Source organism: Lactococcus allomyrinae (assembly GCF_003627095.1).
GTDB classification, from domain to species: domain Bacteria; phylum Bacillota; class Bacilli; order Lactobacillales; family Streptococcaceae; genus Lactococcus; species Lactococcus allomyrinae.
Genome location: NZ_CP032627.1, coordinates 1458870 through 1475450 on the forward strand (window position 1 = coordinate 1458870; position 16581 = coordinate 1475450).

A 16581-nucleotide genomic window follows, 5' to 3' on the forward strand; every position below is an offset into this window, starting at 1 on the left:
TGAAACTGATAAATGATAAATTTTTAACTTAACGGAGATAGGAGTACCTAGTTAGGCACCTAAAGCTTTTACAACACCTGTATCTGATGCAATAATCGCCTTAATTTTCAACCGTTTCAGTTTCTTCTTTTTTCACTTCAGGCGCATTGGTCAAATCTGACAATGGCTCGATATTCCGATAGCGGAACATACCAGTACCAGCAGGAATAATCTTACCGATAATAACATTTTCCTTCAGACCAAGCAAGTGATCTTCTTTACCACGAATCGCAGCATCAGTAAGTACCCGTGTTGTTTCTTGGAATGATGCAGCTGACAAGAATGAATTTGTTTCAAGAGAAGCCTTAGTAATTCCCATTAATACAGGACGACCAGTAGCAGGTGTTTCTCCATTTAAGAGCGCTTGTTCATTCAATGCTTCAAAATCAGAGATATCCATCAAAGTACCTGGCAAGATGTCCGTTGAACCGTTGTCCATAATGCGAACTTTACGGAGCATTTGACGAACCATTACCTCAATGTGCTTATCACCAATTTCAACCCCTTGTGAACGGTAAGTTTTTTGAACTTCGCCAAGCAGGTAAGTTTCAACTGACAAAGCATCACGAACTTGAAGCAAGTGTTTAGGTTCAATAGAACCTTGAATCAACGGTGCACCGCGGTGAATAAATTCACCTTCTTCAACCATAAGGACATCAGCCATACCTACTGTATAACTACGAGTATCTGTTTGACCTTTAACTGTAATTTCACGTGTACGAGTCGCTGCATCTTCAACAATAGAGTCAACAATACCAGTAACTTCGGTAATGAGTGCTTCCCCTTTAGGATTACGTGCTTCAAAAATCTCTTGAACACGAGGCAAACCTTGAGTAATATCTGAGCTAGACGCAACACCACCCGTGTGGAATGTACGCATTGTCAACTGAGTACCAGGTTCACCAATAGATTGAGCGGCAATTGTACCAACTGCTTCACCAACTTCAACAGCATCACCAGTGGCCAAGTTAATACCGTAGCAATGTTTACATACACCATGAGGAGTTTTACACGTAAATACTGAGCGAATCGTTACTTCTTTAACCCCAGCATCAACAATTTGACGCGCTACATCTTCAGAAATCAAAGTATCATCCGCAATAATCAACTCACCCGTTTCTGGATGGAAAACTGACTTACGTGTGTAACGACCCACCAAACGTTCAAAGAGCGGCTCAACCATTTCTTTACCAGTAGCGATATCAGAAATAACAAGTCCACGGTCAGTACCACAGTCATCCTCACGAATAATAACATCTTGTGCAACGTCAACCAAACGACGAGTAAGATAACCTGAGTCGGCAGTCTTAAGCGCCGTATCGGTCATCCCTTTACGCGCACCGTGAGTTGAGAAGAACATTTCCAAGACAGACAAACCTTCACGGAAGTTTGAAATGATTGGCAATTCCATGATTTTACCATTAGGAGCGGCCATCAAACCACGCATACCAGCAAGTTGTGAGAAGTTTGAGATATTACCACGGGCACCAGAGTCCATCATCATAACGATTGGGTTAGACAAGTCTTGACCTTCAATCAGACGACGTTCAAGTTCTTCTTTAGCTTCACGCCAAACGCCAGTGACAGCATTATAGCGTTCATCATCAGTAATCAAACCACGACGGAATTGTTTAGTAATTTGTTCTACACGTTTATGAGCGGCTTCGATAATTTCATGCTTATCTTCAACAACAGGAATATCTGCAACACCCACGGTCAAACCAGCCAAAGTAGATTGATGATAACCAAGGTCTTTCAGACGGTCAAGGTATTCAGAAGTCGCTGTTGTCCGATAACGTTTGAAGACCTCAGCGATAATTTTTCCAAGATAACCTTTTTTGAAAGGTTTAGTTGGTTCAAGCCCTGCAATGACTTCTTTGATGTCTTGACCATGTTCCATGAAGAATCGGTCATCTGTAGCACCTGTCAGATTTGCTTCAGTTGGCTCATTCAGGTAAGGCATACCTTCTGGAATGATTGAGTTGAAAATTACTTTACCAACGGTAGTAATCAAGATTTTATCTTGATGATTTGGTGTCCAAGGTTTATTGATTGATTTTGTAGCGATACCAATACGTGTATGTAAATGCACATATCCATTACGCATTGCAATTTCAACTTCTTCAGGAGTTGCAAAAATCATTCCTTCGCCTTCACGACCTTTTTCTTCCATCGTGAGGTAGTAGTTACCAAGGACCATATCTTGAGATGGTGTAACGACTGGTTTACCATCTTTAGGGTTCAAAATATGTTCAGCAGCAAGCATTAAAAGACGTGCTTCAGCTTGTGCTTCTTCAGACAATGGCAAGTGAATGGCCATTTGGTCACCGTCAAAGTCGGCGTTATAGGCTTCACAAGCAAGTGGGTGAAGACGGATTGCTTTACCATCAATTAAGACTGGTTCAAAAGCTTGAATACCCAAACGGTGAAGCGTAGGTGCACGGTTTAGAAGAACAGGGTGTTCCTTAACAACTGTTTCAAGCACATCCCAAACATCTGAATCTTGACGTTCAACTTTACGTTTAGCCGCACGAATATTTGCAGCCAACTCACGTTTCACGAGTTCAGACATAACAAATGGTTTGAACAATTCAATCGCCATTTCACGTGGCACACCACATTGATACATTTTCAAAGTCGGACCAACAGCGATAACCGAACGTCCAGAGTAGTCAACACGTTTACCAAGCAAGTTTTGACGGAAACGACCTTGTTTACCTTTAAGCATATGGCTTAGTGATTTCAAAGGACGATTACCAGCACCAGTGATTGGGCGACCACGGCGACCATTATCAATCAATGTGTCAACAGCTTCTTGAAGCATCCGTTTTTCATTTTGAACAATAATATTTGGAGCGTTAAGTTCCATCAAACGTTTCAAACGGTTATTACGGTTAATCACACGACGATACAAGTCATTCAAGTCAGATGTGGCAAAACGACCACCATCAAGTTGAACCATAGGACGCAAATCTGGTGGAATAACTGGTAACACATTCAATACCATCCAAGAAAGTGCATTCCCTGATTTCTTGAAAGCTGTCAAAACATCCAAACGACGAATAATCTTCACACGACGTTGACCAGATACTGCTTTAAGTTCTTCTTTAAGTTCTGCAACCTCTTTATCAATATCAACATCATTGAGCAAATCTTGGATTGCTTCTGCACCCATTTTTGCAACAAATGAACCAAATCCATTTTTAAGAAGTTGTTCACGATATTCCCGCTCAGTCAAAAGTTGTTTTTTCTCAAGATCAGTTTCTTTAGGATCAATAACAACATAACTTGCAAAATAAATTACTTCTTCAAGTGCACGAGGGCTCATATCAAGTGCAAGCCCCATACGTGACGGAATACCTTTGAAATACCAAATATGTGAAATTGGAGCAGCAAGCTCAATATGTCCCATACGTTCTCGACGCGCTTTTGCTGTTGTTACTTGAACACCACAAAGTTCACAAACTTGGTTTTTATAGAAAACACCTTTGAGTTTCCCACAAGCACATTCCCAGTCCTTTTGCGGACCGAAGATACGTTCATCGAAAAGCCCTTCACGTTCTGGTTTTTGTGTACGATAGTTGATTGTTTCTGGTTTCTTAACTTCACCAAACGACCAGTAACGAATTTTTTGTGGAGATGCGATACCAATTCGCATGCTCTCAAATTTATTTACATCGACCAATTTTTTCTCCACTTCTAGTAAATTTAACGCTGTTTTGATTTTGAGAATTTCTGACAACGACATCGTCTACTAGAAATTCTCATTTTCAAAATTTTCTCATCTTTTTGTCAACAGAACTGTTGATGATTTATCTAAATACTGTTCATTTTTAAGACTGCTTCACTTCTAAAAGGATTTTAGAAGTGAAGCAGTATCTATAGGCTGAACCAGTATTAATTATTCTTCATTTTCAGCGTTAATAAGAGCTTCTTCTTCAGTCTCCGCTTGTGCAACAATCGCCTCTTGCGCTTCAAGCATTTCTGGAGTAATTTCTGTATTATCAGGACGAGCCATTACTTCATCTTCATCTAATTCACGCAAATCAAGAACATTACTATCTGCATCAAGGACTTTCATATCAAGACCAAGAGATTGTAACTCTTTAACCAACACGCGGAATGATTCAGGAAGACCTGGTTTAGGAATACGTTCACCTTTGACAATTGCTTCATAAGCGCGCGTACGTCCAATCACGTCATCTGATTTGTAAGTCAAGATTTCTTGAAGAACATTTGCAGCACCATAAGCTTCAAGTGCCCAAACTTCCATTTCTCCGAAACGTTGTCCACCAAATTGTGCTTTACCACCAAGCGGTTGTTGTGTTACAAGTGAGTAAGGACCAACTGAACGGGCATGGAGTTTATCATCAACCATGTGGTGAAGTTTAATCATATACATGACACCAACAGAGATACGGTTATCAAATGGTTCTCCTGTACGGCCATCATAAAGAACAGTTTTTGCATCTGCTGACATTCCAGCTTCTTTAACTGTATCCCAGATATCATCATCTGAGGCACCATCAAAGACTGGTGTTGCGATGTGGATACCGAGTGTACGTGCAGCCATACCGAGGTGAAGTTCCATAACCTGTCCAATGTTCATACGTGAAGGGACACCAAGTGGATTCAACATGATATCAATTGGTGTACCATCTGGAAGATAAGGCATATCTTCTACAGGAACGATATTTGAAACGACACCTTTATTTCCGTGACGTCCAGCCATCTTATCCCCAACGTGAATTTTACGTTTTTGCGAAATAAACACACGAACCAACTTATTCACACCTGAAGGTAATTCATCACCATTTTCACGAGTAAATACGCGAACATCATGGACAATACCGCCACCTCCGTGAGGAACACGGAGTGAAGTATCACGCACCTCGCGTGCTTTTTCACCGAAAATCGCACGAAGTAAGCGTTCTTCAGGTGTTGGGTCTGTTTCACCTTTAGGTGTTACTTTACCAACAAGAAGGTCACCATCTTTTACTTCGGCACCAATACGAATAATACCTGATTCATCGAGATTTTTGAGTGCTTCCTCACCAACGTTTGGAATCTCACGCGTGATTTCTTCAGGGCCAAGCTTGGTATCCCGAGTTTCTGATTCATATTCTTCAATGGCAATAGAAGTATAAACGTCATCTTTAATTAGACGTTCAGACATGATAACCGCATCCTCGAAGTTATATCCTTCCCATGTCATGTAGGCAACAAGTGGGTTTTGTCCCAATGCCATCTCTCCATTTTCCATAGAAGGACCATCAGCAATGATATCGCCTTTTTCAACCTTTTCACCAAGTTGAGCCAAAGGACGTTGGTTGTATGAAGTTCCTGAGTTTGAACGGCGATATTTTGTAATACCATAAATATCAAGTTCACCAGAGGTACGACGTACACGGATTTCTTCGCCATCAACGTATTCTACTGTTCCGTCATGTTTGGCAATAATAGCAGCACCTGAGTCGCGTGCAGTTTGGTGTTCCATACCAGTACCAATCCAAGGGGCATGCGGATCAATCAGCGGCACTGCTTGACGTTGCATGTTTGCTCCCATAAGGGCACGGTTTGAGTCATCATTTTCAAGGAAAGGAATACACGCTGCAGCTACAGCGATAACCTGTTTAGGTGAAACATCCATGTAATCAGCAGTTGAAGCCTCAACTTCAATGTTATTACCTGTATGACGAGCCATAACTGTACTGTTTGCAAATTTTCCTTCTTCAGTCAATGGTGAATTCGCTTGAGCTACTGTATAATTATCTTCTTCATCAGCTGTAAGATATTCTACTTCATCTGTAACAACACCATTTGAGCGGTCAATACGACGATATGGTGACATAATGAAGCCATATTCATTGATTTTTGCATAAGAAGACAAGTTGTTAATCAACCCGATATTTGGACCTTCAGGTGTTTCGATGGGACACATCCGACCGTAGTGAGTGTAATGCACGTCACGAACTTCGTAGGAAGCACGGTCACGTGAGATACCACCAGGACCAAGGGCAGAGAAACGGCGCTTGTGAGAAAGCTCTGATAAAGGATTATGTTGGTCCATAAATTGTGAAAGTTGAGATGAACCAAAGAATTCTTTAATTGAAGCTGTCACAGGACGAATGTTAATCAAACCTTGCGGTGTGATATTTTCATTTTCCGATGAGGACATACGTTCACGAATCACACGTTCCATACGTGAAAGACCGATACGAACTTGGTTTTGGAGTAGTTCACCTACTGAACGAATCCGACGGTTACCCAAGTGGTCAATGTCATCTACTTTACCAATTCCTTCAGAAAGTCCTAACCAATAGTTAATATTTGAAATTACATCTGCTGGTGTCAATACACGACATTCGGCATCAGGAGTACCATTTGAAAGCAGAGTTACTACACGTTCTGAATCTTTTGGTGAGTATACTTTTACGCTTTGCAAAGTGATAGGTTCTGGCACTACTGCATCTGAAGATGGTTCTACAATGAAATTACCAAGTCCATTATCAAGAAGTGGTTCAATCACATCAAGCACATCACGTGTCACCAATGTATCTGAATTGACAAGGATTTCCCCAGTTTCTGGATCAACAATTGGCTCTGCCAATGTCAAACCAAGCAAACGATTTTTGAGTGCCAGTTTTTTATTAAATTTATAACGTCCTACAGGAGCAAAATCGTAACGTTTTGGATCAAAGAAACGTGCTACGAGTAAGCCACGTGAACTATCAGCCGTTTTTGGCTCCCCTGGACGCAGACGGTCATAGATGTCTTTGAGCGCTTCTTCCACACGAGTATCAGAAGGGTTCTTATGAACATCTTTTGCTATAGTATCTGTCAAAAGTCGGCTTTCGCCCATGAGTTCAAGGATTTCGTCATCTGAACCAAAACCAAGAGCACGAAGCATTGTAGTGAAAGTTAACTTACGTGTGCGGTCAATACGAACATAACCAATCCCTTTAGCATCTGTATCAAGTTCAAACCATGCACCTCGGTTAGGAATTGTCGTGTGTCCAAAGCTTTCAAGACCGTTTTTATCTGTTTTAAGGTGGAAATATGAACCTGGGCTACGCACCAACTGGCTGACGATTAAACGTTCTGAACCATTATTGATAAATGTACCCATTTCAGTCATGAGCGGGAAGTCTCCAAAGAAAACTTCTTGTGTTTTCAATTCACCAGTTTCTTTATTTACAAGACGGAATGTCACGTAAATTGGTGCTGAATAGTTTGCGTCATGTGCACGCGCTTCTTCAACAGTATATTTAGGTGTTTTCATTTCATAACCGACAAATTCGAGCTCCATTGTGCCTGCAAAGTTGTCAATTGGGAACATTTCTTTGAAGACATTTGCAAGCCCTTCGTCAAGGAAGTTCTTATAACTTGATGTTTGAACTTCAATGAGGTTTGGCAAACCGATTACTTCTTTGATACGTGAAAAACTGCGTCTTGTACGGTGTTTACCGTATTTTACGTCATGTCCTGCCAAGTGTTTTCTCCTCTATATTTTTTAGATTTGATTAAAAAAGTCTGTGTTTTTGATGAGTTTCTAATAAAAAAATCTGAAAAGTCGGTAGTTTGTCTTTTTAATAACTTTTTCTAATTTCTCTAATGAAAGACGCCAAAAAAGCAACGAAAACTCCTGTTTTTCGTTGCTTACAAAGCCTATGGGGACAATAGATCCCACAGATTTTGCTGACAAACCATTATTCCCATTATACACTATTCTGTTTACTTTATCAAGAGATGAGCCATTGAAAAGAACCAGATTAATTCAAGAATTTCTATTAATAAAATAGCTATAATTCTATTTTTTCAATGATAGCTTTGAACGATTCTAGCTCTGTGCGAGAAAGCGAACCAACAAGTGTTGCTAATGTATTGTCTCTGCGCTTATTTTCTAATTCTTCTAACATCAAGTAAGAAAGCTGAGTGCCAATAATTGAAGCTAAGAACTCTACCAATATTAGTTGCTCTACTTCAAGAGGATTATTAGACAAAATAAAAATCGTGCCGATACGTAGACTGCTGCCATAAACGGGGGCTACAGTGACTGAACTTTCTGAGTAATATTCTGCAAGCTCTTTCACTGATGCAAGAATGGAGTCTTCTATCTTTTTATTATGGTTGATTTCGTAAAATGCTAGGGTAGCTGCTGCAACACTCTCTGGAAGCTTTTGATAATTAAAAAATGTTTTTAGCGTGTTTGAATTTTGCTTATCTGTATGTGAATAATGATACCCTAAGAAATTTCTTTTAGAGTCAACAATAAAAAGGTCGCACCCTAAAAATTCTGCAAGCTTATCCATTAACAGTTGATAAGGGAATTCTTTTGAGAAATCTACTGGTGTTGTTCTCAGTAAAGCTGTCATTTGCTTTGTTTTATCAAAAAATTTATCCACCTTTTTCTCCTTATATCGTTTTAACCAAACTAGATTTATAATAATCAAAACAACGTATTCTTTTAATTACATTTATGTTATCACACTTATCTTCAAGTGTCAAACTTCTTACGTATTAGGAAAATCAGGTTATTTGTTAAAAAATTTGGAACATTTTTATTTTTTTCGTTTATAATCCTATTTTTTTCTTCCCACTTCTTATATTCTATGTTATAATAACTATATTACAAATGTTTTAAAAATATATCTTTTATTGTAATTTGGAGAATACAATATGTTTTATGATCGTTTAAAAAAATTAGTCACTGAGTCTCATAAATCTTTTAATCGTGTCGAAAGAGAGTTGGGTTATCCCAGAAATGCTCTTGCTAACTATCGTTTGGGTAAGGAACCTAGCGCAAAACGTTTGACTGAGATTGCAGATTATTTTGGGGTTACATCCGAATATCTTCTTGGAAAAGATGATGAATATAGCTACAAAAAAGCTCAATTATTATTTGATGGGCTTGATGAAGAAAGAAAACAAAAGCTATTGGAATACATTCAAGAAAGAATTGATGTGCTAAAAAGCATCGATGAAACTTTCGTTTCTTTATCGGTTACGCGGTTTGTCTATTGTGGCAACGATACTTGGACAATACAGTCAAATGACCGTACGATTAATTTTCCTGTTAACCAGCTTCCTGAGGATTATGATGCTGTTTTTGAACTTGTTGGTGGAGCTTTAGAGCCAACTTCCCCTAATGCAACTGGCAATCTGATATTTATTAAGTATGATGAAAATAACCAAGTGAGTGCGGTTCATACTTTTCAACTTGACCATGAACATTATGCCAAACTTCTTACTGGCGATGGCAAAGTGTTCTATCTCAATCGGTCAGATAATACCGAGTATGAAGATGTTCCTGTTACTTGTGGCAAGATTGGTAAAGTCTATCATTCCACATCGCTCCTTTAAACTGATCTTTTTCTCTACGTGTTACCAGAGTTTATTCTTTCGTCTTTGATAAGCGCATGGTTTAGTTTGCTCTTGATTTCTCTGTTGACCTAGTGAAAACTTGCTCGCTCATTTCAAATGAAGAATCCTAGATTAAATCTAGGATTTTTTATTCTTCTTCATTATCAGTTATACTAGTTCCACTTTAAAATCCGTTAGGTTTTTTGTCCATTCGCTCTATCTCCGCTTCACTGGCATTCTTGCTACAATAGCGACTAATCAAACGAATGGAGACACTTTACAGAATGGCACAACAGCAATTCGTTGTCATTTTTTATGACAGATTAGCTATAGTTTTACTTTCCCTTGAGTAGAAACCTCTAAGCCTTCTGCTCGTAAACGCGCAATTTGCTCGGTACGTCCTGGCTCTGGTAAACTAATTACTCCTTTGGATGAAATAACACGCCACCACGGAAGCTGATATTTTTTTGACATTGAATGTAGGACGCGTGAAACTTGTCTTGCACCGTTAGAAAGCCCTGCAAGTTTTCCCACATCTCTATAACTCATGACTGTTCCTTCTGGTATTTCTATCAGTACTGACAGAATTTTTTTCGTCGTTTCTGTAAGTTCTGTCATTTGATTACCAGATTTTAACACGATTTTCAGGAGCTCGATACATTTTATCTTCAGGTTTGATATCGAACGCTTCATAAAATTCTTCAAGATTTGTTGGCGGAATATTTGCACGAAGTTTCGCTGGAGCGTGGACATCCATACTAAGTAACATTTGTTGAAATTCAAGGCTTGCTTTCATACGCCAAATGGCCGCCCATTGACTGAAAAATGAGACTAAGTCAACATCAGATTCATTTTTAGCTGCCGTCAGTGCCGCCGTAATCCCACCTTGGTCTGCAATATTCTCTGATACAATAAGTTTGCCGTTGGCTGGTCCTGCTTCCGTTTCTACTCCTTCAAAAAGTGCAATCATTTCTTCTTGTTTCTTTTCAAATGCAGAGTAATCTTCTTCCAGCCACCATTTGTTCAGATTACCATATTTATCAAACTGGGCTCCATTATTATCAAAAGCGTGTGAAATTTCGTGAGCAATCACTGCGCCAATTCCACCATAATTTTGTGATGAAGATTGTTCAAGTGAATAGAATGGTGCTTGTAAAATCGCGGCTGGGAAAACGATAGTGTTGCTGTCTGGGCTGTAGTAAGCATTGACCATATGAGCTGGCATATGCCAGAGTGTTTTGTCAACCTCTTCAGCGAATTTCTCATAATGACGAGCCGTCAAAATTTCATCAAATTTGACCGCATCTTCGTACAAGCTTCCATCAGTCACTTTGAGCTTTTTATAAATTTCTGGAAGTTTGTCAGGAAAACCGATAAAAGGCGTAATTGCATCAAGCTTTTCAATTGCTTTTTCAGCAGTCGCTTGGCTAAGCCAAGTGTTGGCACGCAAGCGTTCTTGATAAACTTTTATCATCGCTGAAACCATACGTTTCACGTCTTCTTTTGCAGTTTCACCAAAATATTTTTTACCATAGAAAATCCCAATCACTTGACTAAAATAACTTTCCGTCAAGTCAAGTTGATGTTTCTCTTGACTGCGTGGTTCTTTAACATTTGACAAAAAGCGATTGTAAGCAGAACCCAGAATACGCAAGTCTTCTGTCAAAAATGATGTTGCTTTACGAGCAGTTTTCGTCAGCATCCACGCTTTGATAAGTTGCCAATTTTCTTCATTGACAAGTAGATTAAAGTGATCATAAAACCGATTTTCAAAGACAATAATTTTCTCTGGTCGTGTCCCCACCAGATTTTCGATAAATGGTTCAAAATCAACTGTTGAGAGACCATTTACAAAGTTGTCAGTACTGACAGGATTGTATAATTCAGCATATTTTGCCCATTCTTCAGAAGTATTAGCTGATGGCACTAAAAGTGCATCAAATTTGACCGCGTCAGAAGCAATACGTTCTGCATTTTCAATGCCAAATGCCACCAAAATTTCAGCCGAATTTTTCGCCCAAAAGTCTAGTAATTCATCCTTTCTTGGATGTTCGTCCGCATAGTAAGTCGTGTCAGGCAAAATCAAGCCAGGTCCCGTGAAGCCAAGCGCATGATGCACAGCATCTTTCATGTCAGGCTCTACACCAAAAGAAAAAGGCAAAGGAGCTTGTGAATGAAAAACCAAATCTGTCAGTGCTGACAGAAAGTCTTTAAAGTCTGTCAGCCGCAAAACCTTGTCCAACTCAGCTTTTACAGCCGTGAAATCCGCTTGATTGCGGCGTTCCCAATTTCCCGCTTTATTGTAAAACTTGATTGTTTCTAACAGCTCGGCGTTGTCCACTGGCAAATTTACTGACAGATTTTTCAAATCTTCTGTCAAATTTTTTTCATTTTGCAAAACCAACTCATCAAAAGCTGAGATACGTGGCTTATCAGCTGGAATTTCGGCTTGTTCCAACCACTCCGCATTCACCGCTGCAAACAAATCATCTTGAACTCTGACCATAATTTTCTCCATTTTCTTGAATTTTCCATACAATTATATCACAAAAAATTTCTGTCAGTATACTGACAGAAATTTATTTTAAAAAAGTATTTTATTAGACTGACAGAATCTCTTAAAGATGTAATTTTCTCCGTAAACTTGTACCACGCACTCCAAACCATTTTTCTAACAACCCTAGTTTTGCAGCAAACCAAAGATAAGTATAAAAACCCGCGCCTCCTGCGATAACAGCGATTACCGCCGAGCCCGCGCGTCCTGGCACTTTACCAAAAATAAAACCTAAAACAATTTCAACCGCGATAACGACAACAGCCATAAATGCAGTCAATAAAGCCGCACCTTGAGCACCACGAATTGTATTTTTGATTGAAAAACGAGTAATCTGATGAAGTTTTCTGATAAAAAGTGAGACACCAAGCAAGAAAGATAAAGTTGTGGCTAAAAGAGGTCCATAACTATGAAAAATCAAAATCATCGGCACTTGCAAAACAACTTTTGCAATCAAAGTAATGATGAAAAATTTCATCGCCATACGTTTATGATCCATCACCGTAAGTGGAGGATAAACAAGCATATAAAGTCCCAACAAGAAACTTTGCAAAATAGCAAAAACAAACAAACTACTTTGTAAACTTGACGGCACCTGATAAAAAATCGTATAAATCGGTTTAGTTAAAAGCGCCATTCCAACAACTGCAGGAAGCATAAAGCCAACATAAAGTTGAAAATTATAACCCACCAAAACAGCAAGCTCACGCCGATTTCCCTGCACATAATGTTCAGTAATCAACGGGTCAGAAACAGAGCCTAAAGTTAGTGCCACACCAAGCAAGACCATCGTCAACTTATCCGTATTCGCTGAAAAGTAACTCATCAATGCCAGTAATTCATTATGACTATAATTTGTTACCCAAGGCATCATATTCATAAATGTCGAGTTATCAATAATCTTGAAAATCTGAATTGCCGAGCCAATCACAATAAACGGAATCGCTGTATGCATTGTCGTTTTCAAAACTTCAAGTGCATTTATCTTAGATTTTGCAGGTCCTGGATGCAAGAGCCTAGTCAAATTACCAGAACGTTGTAAATAAAAGAGAAGCACAGCATAAGACCCCAACATCCCAACAAAGGCTGCTGTTGTTGACTGAGTCACAGCATTTTGCCAATCATGCGATCCGAGTTTCATGATGGCAAAAGTTGTTGCAAGCATCCAAACGATACGGACCACTTGCTCCAAAAGTTGGCTCATTGCATAAGCCTTAACTTGATTCAATCCTTGAAAATATCCCCTAATCACTGACATTGACGGGAAGATTAAAACAGCAAGTGCAAGACTCTTCATCACTGGAATCAAATCTGCGCTATCTTTACCTCCAACCAAAGTAGAGAGTGGACCTGAGAGAAAGAACATCAATCCTGCTGCAACAATCCCTAAAATAGCCATCACACCCAACATCTGGCGAACAAGACGATAAGCCATATTAGGATCATCCAAAGTATTATACCTTGCAACTTCACGCGCCACTGCCGCTGGAATCCCTACTGTTGAAATAAGCAAGAAAAGTGCATAAATATTATAACCCATGCTATAAAGAGAGTTCGCCTCATTCCCGAAACGGCCCATCCATGCATACCACGGAATAATATAAACAACACCCAAAACCTTACCAATCATATCTGCACCAGTACGCCATGCAGTTCCAGAGAGCATTTGGTCTTTCGATTTTGTCGCCGTTTTTATCGGCTTACTATCTGTATCCATTGTTTGTCCTGAATTTTCCATTATTCCATTTTACCCTAAGTTACCAGTTTTGACAACTTAGGGACCAAATCAATCAATTCCACTTTAAAATTCCACAAATATAAATAATCAGTCACTTATTTTTCTGCTATAATAGTTCTATGATTACTTTAACACAAGTTTTAGAAATACTGAAAAAAGATGCAAATTTCCGTGAAATCTCTGCTGAAAATGAATATTATTATAATTGGAATCAAGAAGTCACTTTTGACACTTTAGCTTATGATAGCCGCAAAGTCAATGAACATACACTTTTCTTTGCCAAAGGTTTGAACTTCAAAAAAGATTATCTGCTTGACTTAAATGCAGCTTTCTACATCTCAGAATTTGACTATGAAGTCGCACTCCCGGCTATCATTGTCACTGATGTCAAACGTGCCATGAGTTTAATCGCACAGGCTTTTTATGACTATCCACAAAACAAACTAAAGACACTCGCATTAACTGGCACAAAAGGGAAAACCACTTCCGCTTATTTTGCCAAATTCATCCTTGATGAGATGAACGGTGGAAAAACTGCCCTCCTATCTACCGCCGAAACCACCCTTGACGGAAAAAACTTCTTCAAATCAGAATTAACAACTCCTGAAAGTCTTGATTTACTAGAGATGATGGCGAAAGCCGTTGAAAATTCCATGACTCACTTGGTCATGGAAGTCAGCTCGCAAGCCTATAAAACAGAGCGGGTTTACGGCTTAACCTTTGATGTTGGTGTCTTTCTCAACATCTCACCCGACCACATCGGCCCAGTCGAACACCCAACCTTAGAAGACTATTTTTACTGCAAACGCCAACTGCTACATCACTCACGCTACTTTGTCGCAAATGCTGAAATGAATCACTTTGGTATCATCAAAGAAGAACTCCTTGCCCTCGAACTCCCATATGCCTTTTACGGAAAAGATACAGAAAATAGAATCCTCGAATCTGCAGGTTTACATTTTGAAACGACTGGTAGCGTAGCAGGAAGCTTTGACATTCGTCTTCTAGGACGATTCAATCAAGAAAATGCTTTAGCAACCGCCCTAGCAACACGCGCACTTGGCGCTTCAACCAGCCAGATTAAAGTCGGTCTTGCCAAAGCCACCGTCCCTGGACGCATGGAATTATTCACAGCCAAAAACGGTGCACACATCTACGTGGATTATGCGCACAATGGCATTTCACTTGAAAATCTTGTCCAAGTCGTCGAAAGCCATCACACAGGCAAACTCCTCCTAATCCTCGGCGCTACTGGAAATAAAGGCGAAAATCGGCGTCATGATTTTGGAGAAGTGATTGAAAATCACAAACGCCTCGAAGTCATCTTGACCACAGACGACTCCAACCACGAAGACCCAAAAGCCATCGCCAATACAATCGCCAGTCATGTCCAAAGACCCCTTGATTACATCGCCGACCGTGAAATCGCCATAAAAACCGCCATCTCACGCACTTCAAGCCCAGCTGATGCCGTCATTATCGCAGGCAAAGGGACGGATCATTACCAACTCCTCAATGGCAAGCGCAAACCTTATATCGGAGATGCCGAAGCTGCTCAAAAATACATCTAATCTACAAAACTTACAAAGTGATAAGCTCCTGCTTATTGCTTTTTTATTGCAAAATGAAACACCTTTCTGACAAAAAAAACAGCCGACCTTCGATTTTTTATGTATAATAAATCCATGACCTCAAAAGCAAAATTTCTCCTCGCAGTCGCCATGCTTTTTTCAGCGGGAAATAGTGTCGCCTCTACCTTTATCAACGTCTTTCTCATGCGCTCCACTCACAACAGCATCGACCTCGTCATCTGGCAGAGCATTCTCAACTATCTCATTCTTCTGATTGCTTTTGTTAGCGGCACACGGCTGCTATCAAAACTTTCGATTACCAAGATATTTCGCCTAGGGATTATTGCACAGGCGCTTTATTACGTGATTATCCTCATCATGCGGAACAATCTCCTCCCTTTCATTGTCCCTTTGGGCATTTTTTCAGGGTTGGGTCAAGGGCTCTACTGGTTTTCGCTTAATCTCCTAATCGGCGATATCGTTACCGAAGACAATCAAGCCAAGTTTTTCAGCTACCAGCAGATGATGGGCTTTATCTTTGGTATCGTCGTTCCTGCGCTATCAGGATTTCTGATTGTTCGTATGGGTGGTCTCTCAGGCTACTACGTCCTCTTTGCTATTTCTATTTTTCTCTTTTTATTTGGTATTTTCCTCATCAAAAACATTTCAGGTTTTAAGACTGAAAAGAAAATGAATATCTTAGGTGTACTCAAACTACGAGGCAATCGTTACTGGGATTCCAATGCAATTTTGAGCTTTTCGATGGGATTCAAAGGTGTCTTGAATAGTCTCATCTTTGTCCTCTTTGCCTATCTTATTTTCAAAAACGAAAGTACGATGGGAAACCTCGGTTCATTTCAAGCGATTTTAAGTGCAATCAGTTCACTGATCTTTGCACGCCTTTTTCAAAAAAGCCATACACGTATGATGTATTTCATCACTTGTAGCCTAAGTTTTCTAACTTTCGTGTTCCTTGCACTTTTTGCCAATCCCATCATGATGATTACGGGCTACGTCATATTTGGTATCATCCAAAGTTGGGGAAGTGCTATTGCTAACGCAATGAACTATAGACTCTCAACCCGTGGCGGAAACGGTTTTTCTCAACGTGAGTATATTGTTGCTAGTGAATTTCCTATTGCCCTTGGACGTGTCTTAGGATTGCTCCTTGCCCTACTACTGACTCAGATTCTACCATCGGCGTTAACCGCTTATCGCTTTCTTTTTATCGCAACGGGTCTCATGTGGATGCTTGAGTTTATCATCATTGATTACAAGGTCAAGTGGCTAAAAAACGACTAAAAAGAGAGAAGAAT

At 39.7% G+C, this 16581-nt stretch carries 9 protein-coding genes; 3 read left to right on the forward strand and 6 right to left on the reverse strand.

All coding sequences use genetic code 11. The features are described 5' to 3' along the window. Positions 1-100 precede the first annotated feature (100 nt). From rpoC to D7I46_RS06840, 3 genes are all read right to left on the reverse strand, one after another. A complete protein-coding gene (gene rpoC / locus D7I46_RS06830) occupies positions 101-3724 on the reverse strand; it encodes a DNA-directed RNA polymerase subunit beta' (protein WP_162930930.1) in 3624 nt (1207 codons plus the stop codon). Between the two features lie 216 nt (positions 3725-3940). Continuing rightward, positions 3941-7531, reverse strand: coding sequence for a DNA-directed RNA polymerase subunit beta (rpoB, locus tag D7I46_RS06835; RefSeq protein WP_120772223.1), 3591 nt, complete (start codon positions 7529-7531; stop codon positions 3941-3943). A gap of 310 nt (positions 7532-7841) precedes the next feature. Continuing rightward, a complete protein-coding gene (locus tag D7I46_RS06840; RefSeq protein ID WP_120772224.1) occupies positions 7842-8444 on the reverse strand; it encodes a GAF domain-containing protein in 603 nt (200 codons plus the stop codon). 274 nt (positions 8445-8718) lie between these two features. On the opposite strand from D7I46_RS06840, the gene D7I46_RS06845 reads away from it, so the two are divergent. Continuing rightward, on the forward strand, positions 8719-9402 hold the full coding sequence (locus D7I46_RS06845; RefSeq protein WP_120772225.1) for an XRE family transcriptional regulator: 684 nt from the start codon (positions 8719-8721) through the stop codon (positions 9400-9402). Positions 9403-9729: 327 nt separating this feature from the next. Here the strand turns inward: D7I46_RS06845 and D7I46_RS06850 are convergent, their stop codons facing one another. From D7I46_RS06850 to D7I46_RS06860, 3 genes are all read right to left on the reverse strand, one after another. After that, positions 9730-10020, reverse strand: coding sequence for an MGMT family protein (locus D7I46_RS06850; protein WP_120773314.1), 291 nt, complete (start codon positions 10018-10020; stop codon positions 9730-9732). Between the two features lie 4 nt (positions 10021-10024). Then, entirely contained in the window at positions 10025-11908 is a 1884-nt protein-coding gene (pepO, locus tag D7I46_RS06855) for an endopeptidase PepO (RefSeq protein WP_120772226.1), read from the reverse strand. A 112-nt stretch (positions 11909-12020) separates the two neighbouring features. Beyond that, positions 12021-13694, reverse strand: coding sequence for a putative polysaccharide biosynthesis protein (locus tag D7I46_RS06860; RefSeq protein WP_120772227.1), 1674 nt, complete (start codon positions 13692-13694; stop codon positions 12021-12023). 119 nt (positions 13695-13813) lie between these two features. On the opposite strand from D7I46_RS06860, the gene D7I46_RS06865 reads away from it, so the two are divergent. Then, the gene (locus tag D7I46_RS06865; protein ID WP_120772228.1) at positions 13814-15265 is read left to right on the forward strand and encodes a UDP-N-acetylmuramoyl-L-alanyl-D-glutamate--L-lysine ligase; all 1452 of its coding nucleotides are present in this window, start codon (positions 13814-13816) and stop codon (positions 15263-15265) included. Between the two features lie 114 nt (positions 15266-15379). Next, positions 15380-16567: an MFS transporter gene (locus D7I46_RS06870; protein WP_162930845.1), complete on the forward strand. Its 1188-nt coding sequence runs from the start codon at positions 15380-15382 to the stop codon at positions 16565-16567. Positions 16568-16581: the final 14 nt, after the last annotated feature.

Bases quoted from the DNA above. Each gene is read 5' to 3' on its own strand.
- D7I46_RS06865 (WP_120772228.1), top strand. From the start codon at position 13,814: ATGATTACTTTAACACAAGTTTTAGAAATACTGAAAAAAGATGCAAAT.
- D7I46_RS06870 (WP_162930845.1), top strand. From the start codon at position 15,380: ATGACCTCAAAAGCAAAATTTCTCCTCGCAGTCGCCATGCTTTTTTCA.
- D7I46_RS06850 (WP_120773314.1), bottom strand. From the start codon at position 10,020: ATGACAGAACTTACAGAAACGACGAAAAAAATTCTGTCAGTACTGATA.
- D7I46_RS06845 (WP_120772225.1), top strand. From the start codon at position 8,719: ATGTTTTATGATCGTTTAAAAAAATTAGTCACTGAGTCTCATAAATCT.
- pepO (WP_120772226.1), bottom strand. From the start codon at position 11,908: ATGGTCAGAGTTCAAGATGATTTGTTTGCAGCGGTGAATGCGGAGTGG.
- D7I46_RS06860 (WP_120772227.1), bottom strand. From the start codon at position 13,694: ATGGAAAATTCAGGACAAACAATGGATACAGATAGTAAGCCGATAAAA.